Annotated in this window: 10 protein-coding genes; 5 read left to right on the top strand and 5 right to left on the bottom strand. The window is 41.2% G+C overall.

Features of this window, described 5'->3' with window-relative positions; all coding sequences use genetic code 11:
- The gene (locus VK179_09695; GenBank protein ID HLO59003.1) at positions 1-2,403 is read left to right on the top strand and encodes a T9SS type A sorting domain-containing protein; all 2,403 of its coding nucleotides are present in this window, start codon (positions 1-3) and stop codon (positions 2,401-2,403) included.
- A gap of 43 nt (positions 2,404-2,446) precedes the next feature.
- Here the strand turns inward: VK179_09695 and VK179_09690 are convergent, their stop codons facing one another.
- Complete coding sequence (locus tag VK179_09690; GenBank protein ID HLO59002.1) at positions 2,447-4,183, bottom strand: family 16 glycosylhydrolase; 1,737 nt, start codon at positions 4,181-4,183, stop codon at positions 2,447-2,449.
- Between the two features lie 358 nt (positions 4,184-4,541).
- Here VK179_09690 and VK179_09685 point away from each other — a divergent pair, with 358 nt between their 5' ends.
- Together VK179_09685 and VK179_09680 are read left to right on the top strand one after the other, a co-directional pair.
- Positions 4,542-6,134 carry an aminopeptidase P family protein gene (locus VK179_09685; protein ID HLO59001.1) on the top strand — a complete coding sequence of 531 codons (1,593 nt, stop codon included), beginning with the start codon at positions 4,542-4,544 and terminating at the stop codon, positions 6,132-6,134.
- Between the two features lie 10 nt (positions 6,135-6,144).
- Positions 6,145-8,364 (top strand): hypothetical protein, encoded by a 2,220-nt coding sequence (locus VK179_09680; protein ID HLO59000.1) that lies wholly within the window; start codon positions 6,145-6,147, stop codon positions 8,362-8,364.
- Between the two features lie 16 nt (positions 8,365-8,380).
- Here VK179_09680 and VK179_09675 read toward each other — a convergent pair whose 3' ends face one another.
- The 4 genes from VK179_09675 to VK179_09660 are packed head-to-tail and all read right to left on the bottom strand — an operon-like array spanning position 8,381 to position 15,065.
- On the bottom strand, positions 8,381-10,483 hold the full coding sequence (locus tag VK179_09675; GenBank protein ID HLO58999.1) for a hypothetical protein: 2,103 nt from the start codon (positions 10,481-10,483) through the stop codon (positions 8,381-8,383).
- Positions 10,484-10,499: 16 nt separating this feature from the next.
- Complete coding sequence (locus tag VK179_09670) at positions 10,500-11,636, bottom strand: DUF4249 domain-containing protein (protein HLO58998.1); 1,137 nt, start codon at positions 11,634-11,636, stop codon at positions 10,500-10,502.
- Between the two features lie 13 nt (positions 11,637-11,649).
- Entirely contained in the window at positions 11,650-14,382 is a 2,733-nt protein-coding gene (locus VK179_09665; GenBank protein ID HLO58997.1) for a TonB-dependent receptor, read from the bottom strand.
- On the bottom strand, positions 14,379-15,065 hold the full coding sequence (locus tag VK179_09660; GenBank protein ID HLO58996.1) for a hypothetical protein: 687 nt from the start codon (positions 15,063-15,065) through the stop codon (positions 14,379-14,381). Before VK179_09660 ends, VK179_09665 begins: the two co-directional genes overlap by 4 nt.
- A gap of 202 nt (positions 15,066-15,267) precedes the next feature.
- Here VK179_09660 and VK179_09655 point away from each other — a divergent pair, with 202 nt between their 5' ends.
- Positions 15,268-17,703, top strand: a complete 2,436-nt coding sequence (locus tag VK179_09655; protein ID HLO58995.1) for a TonB-dependent receptor — start codon at positions 15,268-15,270, stop codon at positions 17,701-17,703.
- A gap of 155 nt (positions 17,704-17,858) precedes the next feature.
- Positions 17,859-18,509, top strand: a 651-nt coding sequence (locus VK179_09650; protein ID HLO58994.1) for a class I SAM-dependent methyltransferase, incomplete at its 3' end; no start/stop codon positions are given.

Below are 18,509 nucleotides of genomic sequence, written 5' to 3'. Positions count from 1 at the left end.
ATGAAGCTTAGAACTTTACTATTTTTTCCTGCTCTTTGTTTTGTATCCAACCTTGCATTTACCCAACAGGGATTCTTTCTTGATACCTGGCAACCGAAGACTATTTCAACGCCGGACTATAACCCGGTAAACAAATCTGAATTCAACGCATCGGTGGCTGTTACCATTCATGCAACCGACACGGTTACCAAAGTGCCGGTTTATGTTTTCGGTGACAATGCCAATACTTTCACATCCAGTATGTCGGAAAACAAAACGCTCATGAAATACCTATCCGATCGTAAAATGGGCGTTTTGCGGGGGCCTTCGGGAAGTATTTCGGATGTTTATTTCTGGAACAGGAGTCATTATACTCCGCCTGCTGACGTACCGGATTCTTTATTATCAGGCGGCGGTAAGGATTTCGAATGGTACGGCATCCGTCCTGACCCATGGGAACCAGGATGGACAATGGGTATCGATTCTTTTTACAGCATTCTCGCCCAGACGAATGTTACTGGTATACTCACAGTGAACTACGGCTATGCGCGGTATGGAACCAGTAATGATCCTGTTGCTCAGGCTGCGCATATGGCAGCCGACTGGGTCAGGTATGATAATGGCAGAACCAAATTCTGGGAAATCGGGAATGAGGTTTCAGGGTCCTGGGAGGCCGGTTACCGGATCGATACTTCACTCAACAAAGACGGACAGCCTGAGATTATCACAGGTACGCTTTACGGAAAACACTGCCGGGTGTTTGTGGATTCAATGAAAGCTGCCGCTGCTGAAAAAGGGCTTGAGATATATATAGGTGCTGTAACGTGTGAGGCATCCGGAAGTGGTCCTGCCAACTGGAATGTGGATTTGATGAAGGAAGCAGGTGATGTAATTGATTTCTATATAGTCCATAGCTATTATACGCCATACAACCAGAACTCAACGGCTGCTGTGCTTTTGTCCGCTCCTGCCCAGACATCGGGGTATATAAATTATGTGAACACATGCGCTCAACAGGCCGGAATGCCTTTACGGCCTATAGCTCTTACTGAATACAATACTTTTGCGGTAGGCTCAAAACAGGCTGTATCGCAAATCGGGGGCATGTTTTCTGCCATGGTCGTTGGTGAAGTTATAAAGAGCAAAATAGGACTTTCTTGCCGCTGGGATCTTGCCAATGGTTGGGGAAACGGTGATGATCATGGCATGTACTCCTATGGTAACGAACCCGGAGTTCCTACATTTAATCCCCGCCCTGCCTTCTTTTATCTCTATTACATGCAGCGTTTTATGGGCGATGTCATGGTTAACACAACCACCAAAGGTTCTTCTGCTATTGTAGCCTACTCAAGCACATTCAGGTCGGGCCAGACTGCCAGCGTGATTGTTAACAAAGGCAGTGCCCCGCAATATGTGCGGGTGAATGTGGAAAATAAGAAAGTAGGCAGCCGCTATTATTTCTATACACTGGTAGGGGGCACAGATGTACCTACTGACGTAACAAGGCCATTTTCAAGGAAGGTTTATATTAATGGTCAGGGGCCTGAACTTGTAGCCGGTGGTCCGATGAATTATGCTACTTTGAAAGCCAATTCGGGTGTGATAAATGATGAAATAGTCATTGATGCCCCACCCTACTCTGTCACTTACCTGATGATTGATTCCGGAAATACGGATCTTGCCATCAATGATACGCTCCGACCCACCATCCAATGGAGTAATCCCGCCGCGATAACCTATGGCACCAGGCTAAGCTCAACACAACTCAATGCTACCGCCAATATGACCGGTACATTTGTGTACACTCCTGCATCGAATTCCCTGTTGAATGCAGGCGATAGCATAGTTCTGAAAGTAACATTCGTTCCCGGCGACATCAATTTTTCTTCAGCCACTAAAACTGTTATTCTAACAGTGAACAAGGCTACGCCGGTGATTACATGGGATACTCCTGCTGATATGAGTAACGGAGATACGCTTACATCAGATCAGCTGAATGCCGGTTCATCATTGGCAGGCACATTTGAATACAACCCACCTGAAGGTACTGTTGTGGATTCGGGAATGAATCAGTCGTTACAGGTTGTATTTTATCCTGATGACAGTTCAAATTATACAACGGCAACAAAGACTGTGTTAGTGGATGTAAATTATGTTACAGGCCTAAGTGAGAATGAATTGGAAGCAATCAGAATCTTTCCCGTGCCTGCAGGAAATGAATTAGTTGTAAGCGGACTGGCTGATTTAAAAGAGGCTGAACTTTCAGTGATCTCTCCTTCGGGTATGCTTATGTTAAAAGAGAGTATTACTGTTCATAACAATAACAAAACAATCAATGTTTCAAGGTTGCCGGCAGGTATGTACCTGCTGGAAATAAATACACGAAGCGGGGTGATTTGTAAAAGGTTTATTAAGGGAAATTGATTTATTATTGCAGAGACGCACAGCCGTGCGTCTCTGCTCTATTTTAAAACAGGGGAAATTTTATTGAGGAAGTATGGCTGCTTCCTTTAAACTGCAGGAAATATATGCCTGGAGGGAATAAAGCTTTCTGCAATGGAGTCTCCATGCTATGAGACCCTTCGTGCAAATAGCCATTATAAATTGTTGCTAGTTTAACACCCTGAAGATTATATAAAGTAAGATTAACATTTTCGGGTTGTACAAGTGTTAAATAAATATGAATACGGCCTGTTGAAGGTTCTGTTCCTGCGCTAATGACCGGTTGTGAAACATCGTCAATCTCTTCAGTTCCTGTGGTTACAAGTTCTGTCATGCTTATATTATCAATGTAAATCTTTCCGGAAAAACGTCCAAAACCAAAGTAAAGCCGGCAATTATTATCCGAAGCATTATTAAAAGTAAATTGCCAGTTGTAGTTTGTTTTAGTTTGGGTTATGGCTATGGAAGGATTCTCATAGTAGGCGGCATAATTACCATAGTTCCGGGATAGGCTGATACCCAATTGTCCGGGGTTGTCTGCCCAGGCATCAAAGGAAACCTTATATGTCTTTCCCTGCTTTACGGGTATACCCAGCCACTGATCACCCAGATGCCACCATTCAGTAGCAGGTTTCAGAACTTTGAATACATAAGTACCACTCTCCCAGTCGGTAACTGCCGATTGTGTAAGATTATCATTAATGTAAATGTTGTTCCACCCGAAAAGGCCCCTGTCGAAAGTACCGTTTTTTATCAGCTCACCTGATTTAAAGAACAGCGGAATCACTGTAAGGTCATCTACCATTTCAATGGTTATAGGATTGGCATTGCCCATGTAAAGGAATCCTCCGAAATAATAGCCATTATCGGGGAAGGCCGTAAGTTGTACCGGGGTTCCCGCAATATAGGTTTCCTGCCGGGGAATTACCGCTACAGTACCACCAGTTGAAGTTTCAGTAGTGAGAGTATATGGCCCGGGGTTAGATTGCCATTTATAAATCCTGACATAATCGATGATGAACTTCAACGGAAAGATTGCCGGATCAATTCCCTGGGATCCTCCCCATTGTCCTCCTATTGCAAGATTAAGTATGAGATAAAACTTGTCGTTAAATGGCCATGACCGGTAATCAGAGCCAACTGGTTTAGAGTATGTGTATACTTTTGCGTCATCTATATACCAGTCGATTTTATCAGGTGTCCATTCAATGGCATAGGTGAAAAAATGATCATACGGTGCGTTACGGGCAACATGACTGCCCGAGGATTGATGGCCTGTGCCATTTGTACCATAGAAATGAACAGTATTATAGATATTGTCCGGCTCAAAACCCACATTCTCCATGATATCAATTTCACCACTGGACGGCCATCCTCCATAAATACAGTCAGTGGGCATCAGCCATATTGCAGGAAATGATCCTTTGCCGGTGGGAATTTTTGCACGTATTTCAATACGGCCATACTGCCAGTCTCCTTTATAGCGTGAAATGATTCTTGAGGATGTGTATGAAGCACCAAGATAATTCTCCTTCCTTGCTTCAATAACGAGCGTAGTATCATCAATATGGCAATTTTCAATACGCCGGTTTGTGTAATACTGTGCCTCGCCATTCATGAAAGGTCCAACTTCCCAGGACCATTTAGAAGTGTCCGGCAATCCGGGATTATTGAACTCGTCTGACCAGACTTTCACCCACTGCTGGCCGTAGACTCCTGAAGAAACCATCAGGATAAATGCAATCAAAAACTTTCTGATCATGACAGCTCCTCCTTAAAGATTTGGTTAGTATTAAATGTACTATTTTTTCCACTCACTTAGTTCTTTATGGCGCTTAAATGCATTAATGAATTCGTCAAGGTTACCCGCCATATTTGCAAATATTCAAACTGTTCACTACATTTAATGTCAACCCGTTCAGGAGGACACCAGGTTTGATGATAATCTTGTGTTTTCGAAATTTGAAAAAGTAAGTGACAGGGTGGTGATGATTAAATAGATGCTGGATACTGGATGCTGGAAATCGCGAAGCTTCATAAATCTCTTAGGCCTTAATGGCTTATTAATTAAATACTTAAAGACTAACAGACTACAGACTAGATGCCTATTAAAACACCCTATGCGCACCAACTACATCAATACAATTCTGTTGCTGATGATAACCGTATCATCGGCATTTACCCAACCTGTCACTCCCGAATTTTATAAAAACCGCCGCCAGGCATTCCGCGACCTTATGCCTGCCAATTCGGCCGCTTTCATTTTTGCCTATCCGCAAAGAAATTTTTCAGCGGATAATTATTACAATTATCATCCAAACCCCGACCTGTACTATCTCACCGGTTATACGGAGCCAAATTCTGTGCTTATTATATTTAAAGAAATACAGGGCACCGGGGACAGTACCTATAATGAAATATTTTTTGTCAGGGGCCATGACCCATATGAAGAAAAATGGACAGGAAGAAGGCTTGGACCGGATGGCACAATGGATTTACTGGGATTCAAAAATGCCCGTGATGCAAGGGAGTTTTCGGAATTGGCGGTCGATTTCAATCGTTTCAACGTTGTAATTCATGACAATATTCCTGCGGATATTGAAGATAACGGGTCAGGGTATGATCTTTCCGGACTTTACCAGACATTTAAGCAAAAAGTTCCTGAACCTGGTGACGCGCTTCTTCATAATGTTAAGCTTTATATGAAGAAATACATGAATAGCCAAACTCTGCCAAGATATGTAGATTTCTTCAAAAGCCAGGCTGAACACAACCCCGCCTTCGCCAACGATCCTGTAGTAAAACTGGTTTTGCAGAATCCTGATACTTCGCAGACTGAAATAATAAGAAATTCAGTAAATGAGCCACTCTGGGGCCCTGACTGGTACCAACTGATAACCGGATCATTGAGAGAAGTTAAGACCCCTGAGGAATTGGCCGTACTGAAAAAGGCTGTTGACCTCACTGCCATTGCGCATAAAGAAGTTATGAAAGCGGTTCATCCCGGAATAAATGAATCGGAACTGGAAGCCATCCATACCTTTGTGCACAGAAAACTGGGTGGAGATGAATGCGAAGGCTTCCCACCCATTGTGGGATCAGGTAGAAATACATGTATCCTTCATTATATGACCAATGACCGGGTAATTGAAAACGGTGATCTTGTGCTGATGGATATAGGTGCCCAATATAAGGGATATTCAGGAGATATAACGCGTACAATTCCGGCAAACGGAAAATTCACATCAGAACAAAAGGAAATCTATGAAATTGTTTACCAGGCACAAAATGCGGTTTTCAAACTTTGCAAGGCCGGAAATTCCTTTTCTGATTTATACACTGCATCAGACCAGGTACTTGCAAAAGGCCTTTTAGATCTTGGAATAATCAGTGATCTAAAAGATGCTCCCGCGTTTACGCTTCATAACTGCTCACATCCTCTCGGACTGGATGTTCACGACAAAGAAGCCCCGGACGGAATTTTAAAGGAAAATATGGTTGTGACGGTTGAACCCGGTATTTATATACCGGAAGGAAGTCATTGCGATAAAAAATGGTGGAATATAGGCATCCGTATTGAAGACGATGTGCTGATAGGCAAAGATGGTTGTGAAATTCTTTCGAAAATCGCTCCCAGGAGCTGGCAGGATGTTGAAAAAACAATCGCTGAAAAAAGTAAATTTGATGACCTTGGATTGCCTGTAATTCATTAACTCTAATCGTATGTTCAGACTTTTTTTTGTTGCCAGCCTGTCCCTGTTTTCTTTTTATGCCGCTTTTTGCGATTCAAGAACCGTTATAAACCTGAACGGCACATGGGATTTTGATCAGACCACAGATGCCTTCCCACCCAAAAAATTCACCCGGAAAATTCCTGTTCCCGGTGTAATAACCATGGCAGAACCGCGAATTGAAGATTACGACAAATTCTTTAAAAGGCCTGATAAAGTAACGGCAAAGGAACAGCACAGCCTTTACGACCTGGATTATACTCCGAGGTACAGCTGGTATAAAAAAACAGTTTTCATTCCTGAAGATTTAAAGGGTAAGGAAGCCGTCATTACCCTTAAAAAAAGCCAGTATGTTACGCAGGTATTTTTTAACGGCTTTGACCTGGGAACATCGATGGCCTGTTATACGCCGGTTGAATTCAAGGCAACCGGTGCTGTTAAGTATGGCGGGGAGAACGTCATACTGGTGCGTGTTGGTGAAAGAGTCTGGCTTCCGTCCGAGGCAGCCGGGGGCACCGATAAAGAAAAGGAACATTACCTTCCCGGTATCTGGGATGACGTTTCCATTTCCTTTACCGGTGATGTGCGGATTAACCGGGCACTCATACTTCCATCGGTGGCGGGTAAAAAAATCACAGCCAAACTTCAACTCCGTAATTTCAGATCCGCCCAGATTTTTTATGGCGATCAGATGACTGACAGCGTTCGGGTTAACCTGTCAATTAAAGAAAAAAAGACCGGTAGGATAGTAGCTCAATCAGGCGCTGTAACCATCAGCAGAAGGGATAACCTGACGGAGACGGAAATTGAAATTCCCACGCATGATTTTACCCTGTGGACTCCTGAAAATCCTGAGTTATATGTAGCAGATATCACAATTAACTTAAACGGCAAAGAAACGGACAAGCTGGAAAAAACTTTCGGAATGCGCGATTTTACAAGGAGAGGAAAGTTTTTTTATCTGAACGGGCAACAGTATATCCTGCGTGGTACCAATATTACCTTTCAGCGGTTCCTTGAAGATCCCGACAGCAGAAACCTTGTCTGGGACAAAGAATGGGTGAAAAAATTACTTGTTGAATACCCGAAGCAGCTCAACTGGAACGCCATGCGTATTTGTGTCGGTATAGTGCCTGATTTCTGGTATGACCTGGCCGATCAATATGGACTTCTCTTCCAGAACGAATGGCTTTACTGGCAGAATCACGGATGGGATGAAGAAATAAATAGGGAGTACACTGACTGGATATGGACTGACGGTTCTCACCCCAGTATAGCCATTTGGGATGCCATAAATGAAAACCAGGATGAGTATATTGGCAATGTTCTTATACCGGAGTTACAGAAACTGGATCCGACAAGGATCTGGGATGCCGGTTACATGACGGGCGACCAGATGAACAGGGACGAGATGGATGAGCCGCACCCCTACCAGGGACCCTGGAATATGGATATCAAAGAATTTGAAAAACATCCTTACCCGCTTGGAAAACTTGACTATAAACCAGGGATCATCCTGCAGGCCGAACGCTCGTCGTCCGCACAGCTCGTGAATGAATACGGATGGATCTGGTTGTGGCGGAACGGAACGCCCAGCAAACTTACCGTTGATGTGTACAATTACTATCTTGGAGAAAACTCCACTGCCGAAGAAAACCGTGAATTGCAGGCATACTGGCTGCAATGCGAAACCGAATGGCTAAGAAGCAATCCCAACCTGGCCGGTGTGCTGGCATTCTGTTACCTGGCCAACAATTATGGATACACGGGCGACTGGTTTATTAATGATATAAAGGACCTTGAACCAGGGAAGACTCTTTCATGGTTCAGGCATTGTTTCGCTCCTGCAGCAGTATTTATCAATCTCACCGATGAAAGATATGTAAAATATGCAATCCCTCATAAACCCGGAACAGAACTTGCTTTTGAACTCACCGGTGTAAATAATAACAATTTGGCTTCGGAAGGAAAACTTGAATTACTTATACTGGATGAAACCGGGAAAAAAAAATCCGTGCACGAAGAAACAGTCAAATTGGATCCACTGATCACAACCAGTTTTATTGAAAAAATCAACCTTCCGGAAAAACCGGGCGGATATCTGTTAGTTGCTGAATATACACCGGGCGGCTCCGAACAACCCGTAATTTCAAGAAGGTTTATAAAGATAGGTGAAGCTTCTTCTTATTCGTATTTTACCATGCAACCTTAGAAAAGAAGTTCATCTTTCATTCCACTTTTATTTTCTTTAAAATTGAAAAGACTGATCCGTCATTTTTTATACCATTGACGGTGATCCAATAATCTGATTTCAGATCAGAGCTGAAGAAAACCACCTTTTCTTCCGTATTGTGTTCCAGGTTTACAGCAGGATTCCAGTACAGGGTAGTACGGTAATCGGGAATCCTTTCCCCGTTCTCTATTTGTGAATAATCAGGTGAATAAAAAGATCCCGTTCCCCCCTGAAACCGCTGGGTGATGCGCCTGCTGTATTTCACAGGTGGAACTGATGAAAAATCGGCTTTTTTAGTAATCACATTAATTATTCCGGGAAAGATAAAAATCCCGCTCATGTACTTGCTTCTGATTACATCGATTTTTTCAACAAGCTGAGGATCCAGATCAATTATCAGGTCGGGATCATTAATAATGACTCCGTCAATCATAAGGAGGGGTTTTGCTGTGTATGGACGATTGTCAATTCTGTCCACAATTACTATTTCCCTGGCTCCTTCCTTTTTTCTTATTGCAACATGAGGAAGAATTTCATAGAAAATCTCCTCCATTAAAGGCAATGCGATAAAATCAGCCAATATTAATTCCTGGTCGGGTTTGCCATAGAAACGAACTTTTTCCGGCAATTCAGCAATGGTGTCAGATCCATTAGCTGTTTGATTTAAACCATAGAGTCGTCTTACCTGGTAATAAATTGACCAATCCAGCATGTAGGATGGAACAAGGATCACAGAACGTGTTTGCCTTTGGCTGTTTCCCGCAAAACCCATAAATGACGACTCAATTTCCATATCGGGTGGCACATTGATGGAGGCCGGTATCATGATAAAATCATATAACCGGCTATCTATAACTACTGGCATAATAAACCGACCGTTTGTGTCCGCTATAGTATACTGAAAAACAGCTTTTTTGCCTGGTGAACATAACATGACAGTTTGTAAACTATCTGATCTGATTCCCGTACTTCCCGTGACATATTGGTATTCTGTTTCCATGGGAAAGTTTATTTGTGGCAATTTTCCTGAACGAATCCATTTCCAGTTAATCCAGTTACTTTCGGTATCATTTAACAAACTGTCTATCTTTTCACTTAAGAAAAGTTCCTGAGTGGATAAGATTCCATTACCTGTTTCGAATTCTGTACCAAAAATCAGGTAATCCCTGATATTCATATTATCATAATCTCCGGGAGCAACAGATATACTAAAAGTTTTGGGCAGATCACTTATACTATTTGCATTAAAAGTGAGCGAAATTTTCTCTCTTTCTGTGTAATGATCCTTTGCCTGTAGCCATTCCGAATCGGTCTTTGGAAATGGAGTATAAATAAGTTTTTCTGCCAGAGGCATTCCTGTACCATCAAACAGTGTAATCTGGTTTACACCTGGGGACAAAACCGATAAGGGAATTTTTATATCAGCAGTTTTACCGGCAATTTGAAAAGTACCGGTAAAATCAATGTTTCCATGTGTCTGAACAATAATAATGAATGTTTTGGAAGTGCCCGAATCCATTTCCCCGGTTATTCTTAACGTATCCTTCAATGAACGGTCGACTACCAATTTAAATCGTGATCTGTCTGCGGCATTGATATCAGGTGTATTCTGAAGTACCTGATACTGCAGGACAGGATTTTCCTGATTCAATGAGTTAAAAAGTACTATTTTTTTTGTAAAGCAATTGGATGGCATGAAATTCTTCATCCAGTTGGTGTAAGCCCTTAGCGTATATTGTCCGGTAGGTAATGTATCCGGCAAAATAAAACTATCTGATCCTACGCCCCTGTCTACCAATAATTGATGTTGTACAACCGCAACATGTTGTTCATTTAGCAATTCCAGGTAAACAATTTTGCTTCTGTCCGATATTCTGAAATCCTTCCGGTCGAGAACATACAATGACAAAAATAAATTTTCACCGGCAATATATTCTTTCCTGTCGGTGTGTACAAAAATTTCTTCACGCGGAAAAGCCTGTACATACTTTTCAAAATCTTTCTTCAACTCAGAGATAATATCCGGTTGACCACTGACCGGATTTGTAATCAGAATCAGAAGGAAAGAAAGATAAACAGTAATTCTTTTTTTATCCATACTGTAAAATTTCAGGTCATTCACCTATCCAGAATGATGGTCTTTCTTTTGTTCCTCTGGCAGTACAGGAGTAACATCCCCATGTTGAAGTGAGGATTCTTCTTCGGGGAATCGGTGTAGCGGCAGGGCGGTCAAATAAAACCCAGACCGTTGTATCGATGCCTCTTATGGGGACATCACCATAAACAGTATCGGTTATGCAGTTTGAATACTGGTTAATGATTCCCCGGAATATCTCATCTATAAAAATCCTTTTTGAGGATTTGGCTGAAACACTGAAATAACCGAGCACGGTCTCGGAAGAGTCCTCAATGCATCTTATATTACCGGGAACTGCGGCAGGGATCACATCATAAAGTCCTCCTGATCCATCGGACAGGGTTTTTAACGCTGCCCAGTAATTGTATTCATCCTCGTTCATTGAATATTGGTTCACGAGGATGCTGTATTTAGTCTGCAAACGATCTGTCTTGTTTGAAATATAGATAACCGGCTGTTTCTTAATGTAGGTTTGGCCGGTAGCTGTCGTATTTTTAATAAGGATTTCCTTTGAATGATCTGATACCCAGCATTTTTGATCCGGCACACTGAACAACAATCTGAGAATCCAGGTTTCAAAGTATTCCCATCGTAAATACCCGCTATTGCTACCATAGGTATCCAGATAAATCTGGCAGGTATGAATATCGAAATCCGGAAATTCAAGATCCCTCACAATTGTTTTTTCATAATAAAGGGAATCAATCGGAGGCACGGGCTGTAGTATGGCCGGGGATGATTCATAATTCCGAATACCTGTTCCCGATACGTCAGGTGCTGAAATATGCAAAATGTACGATCTTCCTGCCTCGCCATGAAACATTTCAGGGGATACATAAATTCCTGAATCTGTTTCATAAAAAAAAGCGATATTATTAAGGTCATCTGAAATAGCTACAGTGCAACCATGGATCGGTCTTTTTATAATATTCCTGCCGATAGGAAGTGACCTGGAAATTTTTATCGTTTGTGTTTCCTGCTGATCTGTTAAAAGTCCTTCCACAACCAACATCTGATTTTGTTCCCGTAATTCAGGTATAAACTCAGTTGTGCAAGTAACAAGGACAAGAAAAGCAGCGAAAAAAACTATATATCGGAAATATAAATCGTGCATATAAGTTATCTTATTAAAAATCAAAACTGTAAGTCAGGGATGGAATGGCCCTGCCAAAAATTGTTAATTTATAACCCTTTATTATATCTCCATCACGTTTAAAATAGACAGAATACACATTTTTTCTGGCTAACACATTAAATATGGAAAATGTCCATTTAGGTTGAGTGATTTTATGAGATCTAAGGTTTCCGTTCAGCGTAACTGAAAGATCAAGACGTGAATAATCCGGGATCCGGTACTTGTTCCTTTCCGAATAATGGACATACTTATTATCATAAAATATATAAGCAGCCACAGGAAACGTAATAGGCCTTCCGGAATACAGCGTATAGTTACCAGAGAAACTCAAACGTCGTGAGATTAAATAACTACAAATAACCGATAAATCATGAGGGCTATCGAAATTTGCCGGAAACCACCTGCCGGAATTGATTTGTTCAATTTCAAATTTGCTTTGACTTTGCTGCATTATCCTTGAAAAAGTATATCCGAGAGAATATTGAAGTTTCCCTTCATTCTTCCTGAGTGAAATTTCCAATCCGTAGGCCTTTGCCCTGGCAGGAACAATGTTTTTTTCGATGTTTTCATTCATTGTCAGTTTGGTTCCACCTTTGAATTCGACCATATTCCGGATGAACTTGCAGTAAATTTCGGATGAAAATTCTAAATGACTTTTTGGAAATAATGAATAGAAGCCCACGGCGATCTGATCACCAATCTTTGGTCTGATGTAATAATCAGAAAGCTTCCAGATATCTGTTGGAGATATCGCATAAGAGTTTGACAAAAGGTGAAGGTATTGAAGGGTACGGTTATAATTTATTTTGAAAGAATTTTTATCAGATATCCTGAAATTTAATGCAAGCCGGGCTTCAGGACCACCATATTTAGCAATAAGATCTCCTCTTTTGTACACACTAGAGTCAATAATACCTGAAATACTCATGGGTTGTTCAGGATTATACTGAAATACTGTTTTAGGCCCCAATATAAAGAAACCGGATATCCTGAGGCCGGCATCAATCGATAAATATTCAGTCAGGATAATTTTGTCATCTATGTAAATCGCACTCTCCAATGCCTGTTCCTTCTCCAGTTTGTGGCTTCTAACAAGAGAAGATGCATTATTGGGGCCAAAGTCTCCGGGGTGCAATTTATAACGGGTAATTTCTGTGCCGAAACCAATTTCGTTTTTACCGGCAAACCAGTTGAAGTCGGTTTTGAACGAAGAGTTGTTAAGCTCATGAGACAAGCAAAAAGCTTCTAACCTGTTTTTTTCACTTGAAAGCGTGTAATAATACATACTATTGCTTAAGGAAACCGATGCTATTAAATGGCTGTTAAATGAATGACGCCATTTAAAAGAATATATATGATTCTCATAATGATACAGAGAATCGATATTAAAACGGAAATTGTCGGAGCTGTAATATCCCGCCAGCTCAAACCGGTTGTTGATATCAGGGTCATAGGTTACTTTGCCGTTGGCATCGTAAAAAGCTGCCCTGCTCCGGTTAATTTCAGGATCGTTTATAAGTTTCAGTATCCAGCTTGAATAGGTAGTGCGTGCTGCAAAAATATAAGAAAGTGTATCCTTAATGAGAGGTCCCTCAATTGCCAGATGGGTCGTAACAGGGCTGATACCGGCATTGCCGTGAAATTCTTTTCTGTTTCCATCACGTGTTCCGATGTCAAGAACAGAAGAAATTCTGCCTCCGTATTTTGCAGGGATTCCGCCTTTGTATAACGTAATATCCCTGATTATATCTGAATTAACGGCTGAAAAAAATCCAAAAAAATGGGAAGTATTATATAACGGTGCACCGTATAAAAGAATGAGGTTCTGATCGGTGGTTCCTCCTCTTACATTAATTCCCGAAGCTCCCTCTCCCACTGATTTTACACCCGGAATAAGCAAAAGACTTTTCATTACATCCACTTCTCCCATGGTTGTGGGCATCAATCTGTATGTTTTCATATTAATTCTTTCCACTCCCACTTCAAATCGTTGCAGAGTAAAGCTTTTTTCAGAGGTAACAACTACCGCTTTCAGCGGGATCACCTGGCTTTCCATTTCGATATTCATTTCCCCTGAACTATTCATGTTCACAACAACCGATTTTTCCTGCATACCGAGTGAAGTGAATTGTATAGTATGTATACCTTTGGGAAGTGAAAGAAAATAATATCCATATTCATTTGAAATGGTGCCCACAGCCAGCTTTTTGTTAAATACAGTGACGCCCGGAAGCACTTCATTGGTTGCATTATCTTTTATATAACCTGAAAGAACAGCTTGCACCGACTTGTATTTTTCCGAGGGTTGCCCTATTTCAATAATATCCGATTCTTTAGAGCTGTTTTCACTGATGATTTTATGTTGTCCCGTTGAAATGTAGGGATCAGAATTAAGGCCGGCAGAGTTAACTGATTTAATAGCCAGCTCTTGTGTTATTATGATGTGGCCCCATTCCGTTATAAAGTAATGCAATGTTGTGCCGGCAAAGGTGTTGTTAAGTAAACAATCAAGATCCGTGCAATTTCCTTTGTTTTTAATTCTGATGTTCTGAACCCATTCGGATTTATAAAAAAACCTTATGTGCAACGAGTCCTCAACGGATTGTACAAAATCAGTGAAAGACATTCCCTGGTATGATCCGTGAATCGGATAAGCTTTCTGTGCAGCTAAATCAGCTGCAACATATAAAAAAATGACTAAAAGATATATTTTTACGACTTTCATCTTATTTCCGGAAAACCGTTCAAATATCGGATAACCGGAATAAAACTCTCCGGTTGGCTTTTCTTCAGATGCACCTTATTATCTCTCATGAAGGTTCTGATCTTGCTTTTTTCGTCAGCAAAAACCAGGAAAAAATCACGTTTCTTTTTTATTAAATAAACCGAATTCTTTCGGATAACAAATAACCGCTGAATCTGATAAAAGTAATCAGGAACATTATATATGCCCGGCCGGTCTATTTTTTTATAATATTGAATGATCAGTGACGGATTACCCGGAGATAAAACCTGAACATATCCGGCCAGCTTTTCATACCGTCCTGAAGGTATGTTAATGAAATGGTGATGGCTATTCTGAAAATATAGGGTAAAACTATCGACCAGCTCCTTATTCAGCTGCAATACTCCTTCCTTAACAGGCATCTGAATTTCATCATTCAGTATATCATACCGGATTCTTATGGATTCAAAAGTATGATGATTGATGGTCACTGAACCGTCAAGAAAGTCATTACTGAAAAAATAAGGATCCCCTTTTACGTTCAGATGAGGATCAGACCAAATTCTTCCATTCTGAAGCAACTGTATTTTAAATATCGTATCCTGGAACTGTGCCTGAGCATGTACAGAAAAGACTAACGATAATAAAAAAATAACAGGATGAAGCAACATTGACCGATTCATAAAACCATCGCAGCTTTAATGTAAATCTATTTAATTTTACCGGATGTTAACCTGACTAATTAAAGCAGAAAACATTTTTGTTTTGTTAATGACACTAAAATTATTTGGCTTACGTTAAAATTTGTGAAAATTCAGCTTTGTACTACAGAACACTGTACCTTAGGCTGAGCACTCCAATACCTCAATAAACCTATCTGTAATAATGAAAAAATTAGTTCCGGTATTGATATGTGTTTTCATATCAGTATCTCTTGCAGCCCAGCAAAAAGAAAACCTCTACCAGGTTAGCGGCAAAATTACCGAGAAAAGTTCCGGAAACGGAATACCCTACGCCACTGTTATCCTTAAAAAGGACAGTACCGATCAGAAGAAAATGGTGGCCTGCGATGCAGCAGGCCGTTTCACACTGACCGTGGATACGTTACAGTCCTATACGTTAACCGTTACAGCGGTTGGTTTTAAAGAACTCAGTATGCCCGTTCAGTTATCCGGCACCAAAACAGATATCGGAACCGTTAGTCTGGAAGAAGGCATCGAACTCAAAGCAGTCACTGTTACGGCTCAAAAACCGCTTGTGCGGATAGAAGTAGACAAACTTGTATATTCGATGGAATCCGATCCCGAAGCGCAGGCCACCAATGCACTGGAAATGATGTCAAAGGTACCTATGATTACCGTGGATGCAGAGGAAAACATCAGGCTCAACGGGCAGACTAATTTCAAAGTGCTTGTGAACGGCAAGAGCTCATCCATGATGAATTCGAATCTTAAAGAGGTGCTCAAAAGCATGCCGGCCAGTACAATTAAAAATATTGAAGTGATAACCAATCCTTCTTCAAAATATGATGCTGAAGGGGTAGGCGGAATTATCAACATCATCACAAACCGGAAAACGGTAAATGGTTTCAATGGCAGTGTTGGTGCAGGTATCAGCACACGGGGTGATTTGAACGGAAGTTTGTACCTGGCAACAAAAATCAACAAGTTCAGTTTTTCAGGGCGGTTTTACGGAAGTCAATATTCAGAGCCCAAATCGAAGACAAGCACCACTTCGGAGTATTATAACAACCAGGATTACCATTATTCCAATGCTGCAGGTGACCGAAAATATAAAGGAATGTCAAGCGGATTCTCAGGAGAAGCAAGTTATGAATTTGATTCGCTGAACCTGCTCAGCCTTGCATTCTGGGGATATTTGGGTGCATACAACAGCACCAGTGCCATGAATACCGATTACAGGAACACAACCGATGAGATAACCCGGCAGTATACCTCATCGATGAAAAACAAAAACGGATACGGTTATATTTCAGGAAATATCGATTATCAGAAAACTTACAAAAAGCCTGACAAATCACTTACCTTTTCTTACAAGCTTGAAGATCATCCTTCAACAAGCGAATATAAAAACAATGTAACCGGACTTGTAGGTTTCCCTTCATATTACCAGCGGTCGGAAAATGATGCTTCAGGCCGGGAGCATACCTTTCAGACCGACTATTATGACCCGCTTACCAAAAAGCACCAGATTGAAGGAGGGCTTAAATTCATCCTCCGACAAAATGTGAGCGAATCGGAAACTTGGCGTGATACGGTTAAATTGCTTACGGGAAATGATCTCGATTATGATCAGTACATACTTGGGCTATATGCAGGGTATGTATTCAAACTTGAAAAATTCAGTACAAAAGCCGGACTTAGAATGGAGAGAACATGGAATGACGGCGTTTCTAAAAATTTCGGAAAGAATACAACATTTGATAACCGTCTGTTCAACCTGGTTCCTTATATTACATTCACCTATATGCCCAAAGAGGGTCGGACTTACCATGCATCCTATACACAAAGACTTTCCCGTCCCGGCATATGGTATCTGAACCCTTATGTGAATGATGTGGATTCAATGAATATCAGTTATGGAAATCCTTCGCTGGACGCTGAAATTTCACATTCTTTTGAGCTGGGCTACAGTTTCTTTTCGCCAAAATTGAATATAACGCTGAATGCATCGGGAGATTTTGTGAACAACTCGATCGAAAACATAACTAAGATTCAGCCAAATGGGGGTAAAATTTCTACCTACGCAAATATTGGTAAAAACGACCGGTATGCCATTGATGCCAATATTAATTACCGCCCATCGCCAAAATTCAGTGTATATGCCGACTGGAGCGTAAGTTACACCAAACTGCAGGCTGTAACTGATTATGCAATTAAGAACGACGGATTTAGTTTTAATGGCTATATGGGCGCCCGGTGGACAGCCTGGAAGAACGGAACAGTCAGTCTGAATGCAGGTGCTTTCACATCCTACATAGGATTACAAAGTAAATCATCATCCTATTATTATACTGGTTTAGGTATTTCACAATACTTATTCAAAAGAAAACTGATGATCAGTTCATTTGTAAGCGATCCTTTCTGGAAAGAAAAATCGTATAGCTATGACTACAGTGACATCACATTTTATTCCCATTCGAAATACAGCTACCTTTCACGCCAGTTAAGGATCAGCCTTACCTACAATTTCGGAAAAATGGATCTGCAGGTTAAAAAGGCAAGGAGGGGAATACAGAACGACGATCTCAAGGGTGGCAGCGGCAACCAGGGTGGCGGTGGAAACGCACCTTCGAATTAAAATTTTAACCGAATTTTTAGCTGTAAAGGATTTTAAGATATTTTTATCTAATTTTATACTGATTTAGCAAGGGAAAAGCCGGTGATTATGCGCTGAACCGGCTTTGCCTTTTTCATCTTAAATGATTCTCATTTACGGATTTAAAAAGGTATAAAATGTTAGAAACTACTGTTGAAAAAAAGGAGGCAGCTCTTAACCCTAAGAAGGTAGAGGAATTTGCAGGAAAAGTTATCGTCGACATGGGAGCTTGTATATCAGGCGCCTTACAGTTGATAGGACATGAATTAGGTTTGTATAAAGCCATGTCCGATAAGGGTTATATGACACCTGCGGAGCTGGCTGAAAAAACCGGAACCTATGAAAGATACGTTCATGAATGGCTTAACAACCAGGCTGCAGGGGGTTACATTCTGTATGATCCGGCCACGCGTAAATATATGTTGCCTGACGAGCATGCATTCGTTCTGGCTAATGAAGATTCACCGGCATTTCTTACACCGGGACTGTATATTATCTCAAGTATATGGAAAGATAAAGAAAAACTCACCCGTGCCTATAAAAACGGGGAAGGTTTTGGATGGAATGAACACGACCATGATTTGTTTTTTGGAACCGAATCATTTTTCAGGCCTGGCTATAAAGCTAATCTCATCACAAATTGGTTACCTAATCTGGATGGAACCAGTGAAAGGCTCAAACTGGGCGGCAGGGTTGCTGATGTCGGCTGCGGTCACGGAGCTTCCACCATTATTATGGCTGAAACTTATCCGAATGCAGAATTCTTTGGTTTCGACTATCATCAGGAA

It is taken from the genome of Bacteroidales bacterium (genome assembly GCA_035299085.1).
Classification (GTDB): domain Bacteria; phylum Bacteroidota; class Bacteroidia; order Bacteroidales; family UBA10428; genus UBA5072.
This window is presented reverse-complemented; position numbering and strand designations above follow the sequence as displayed.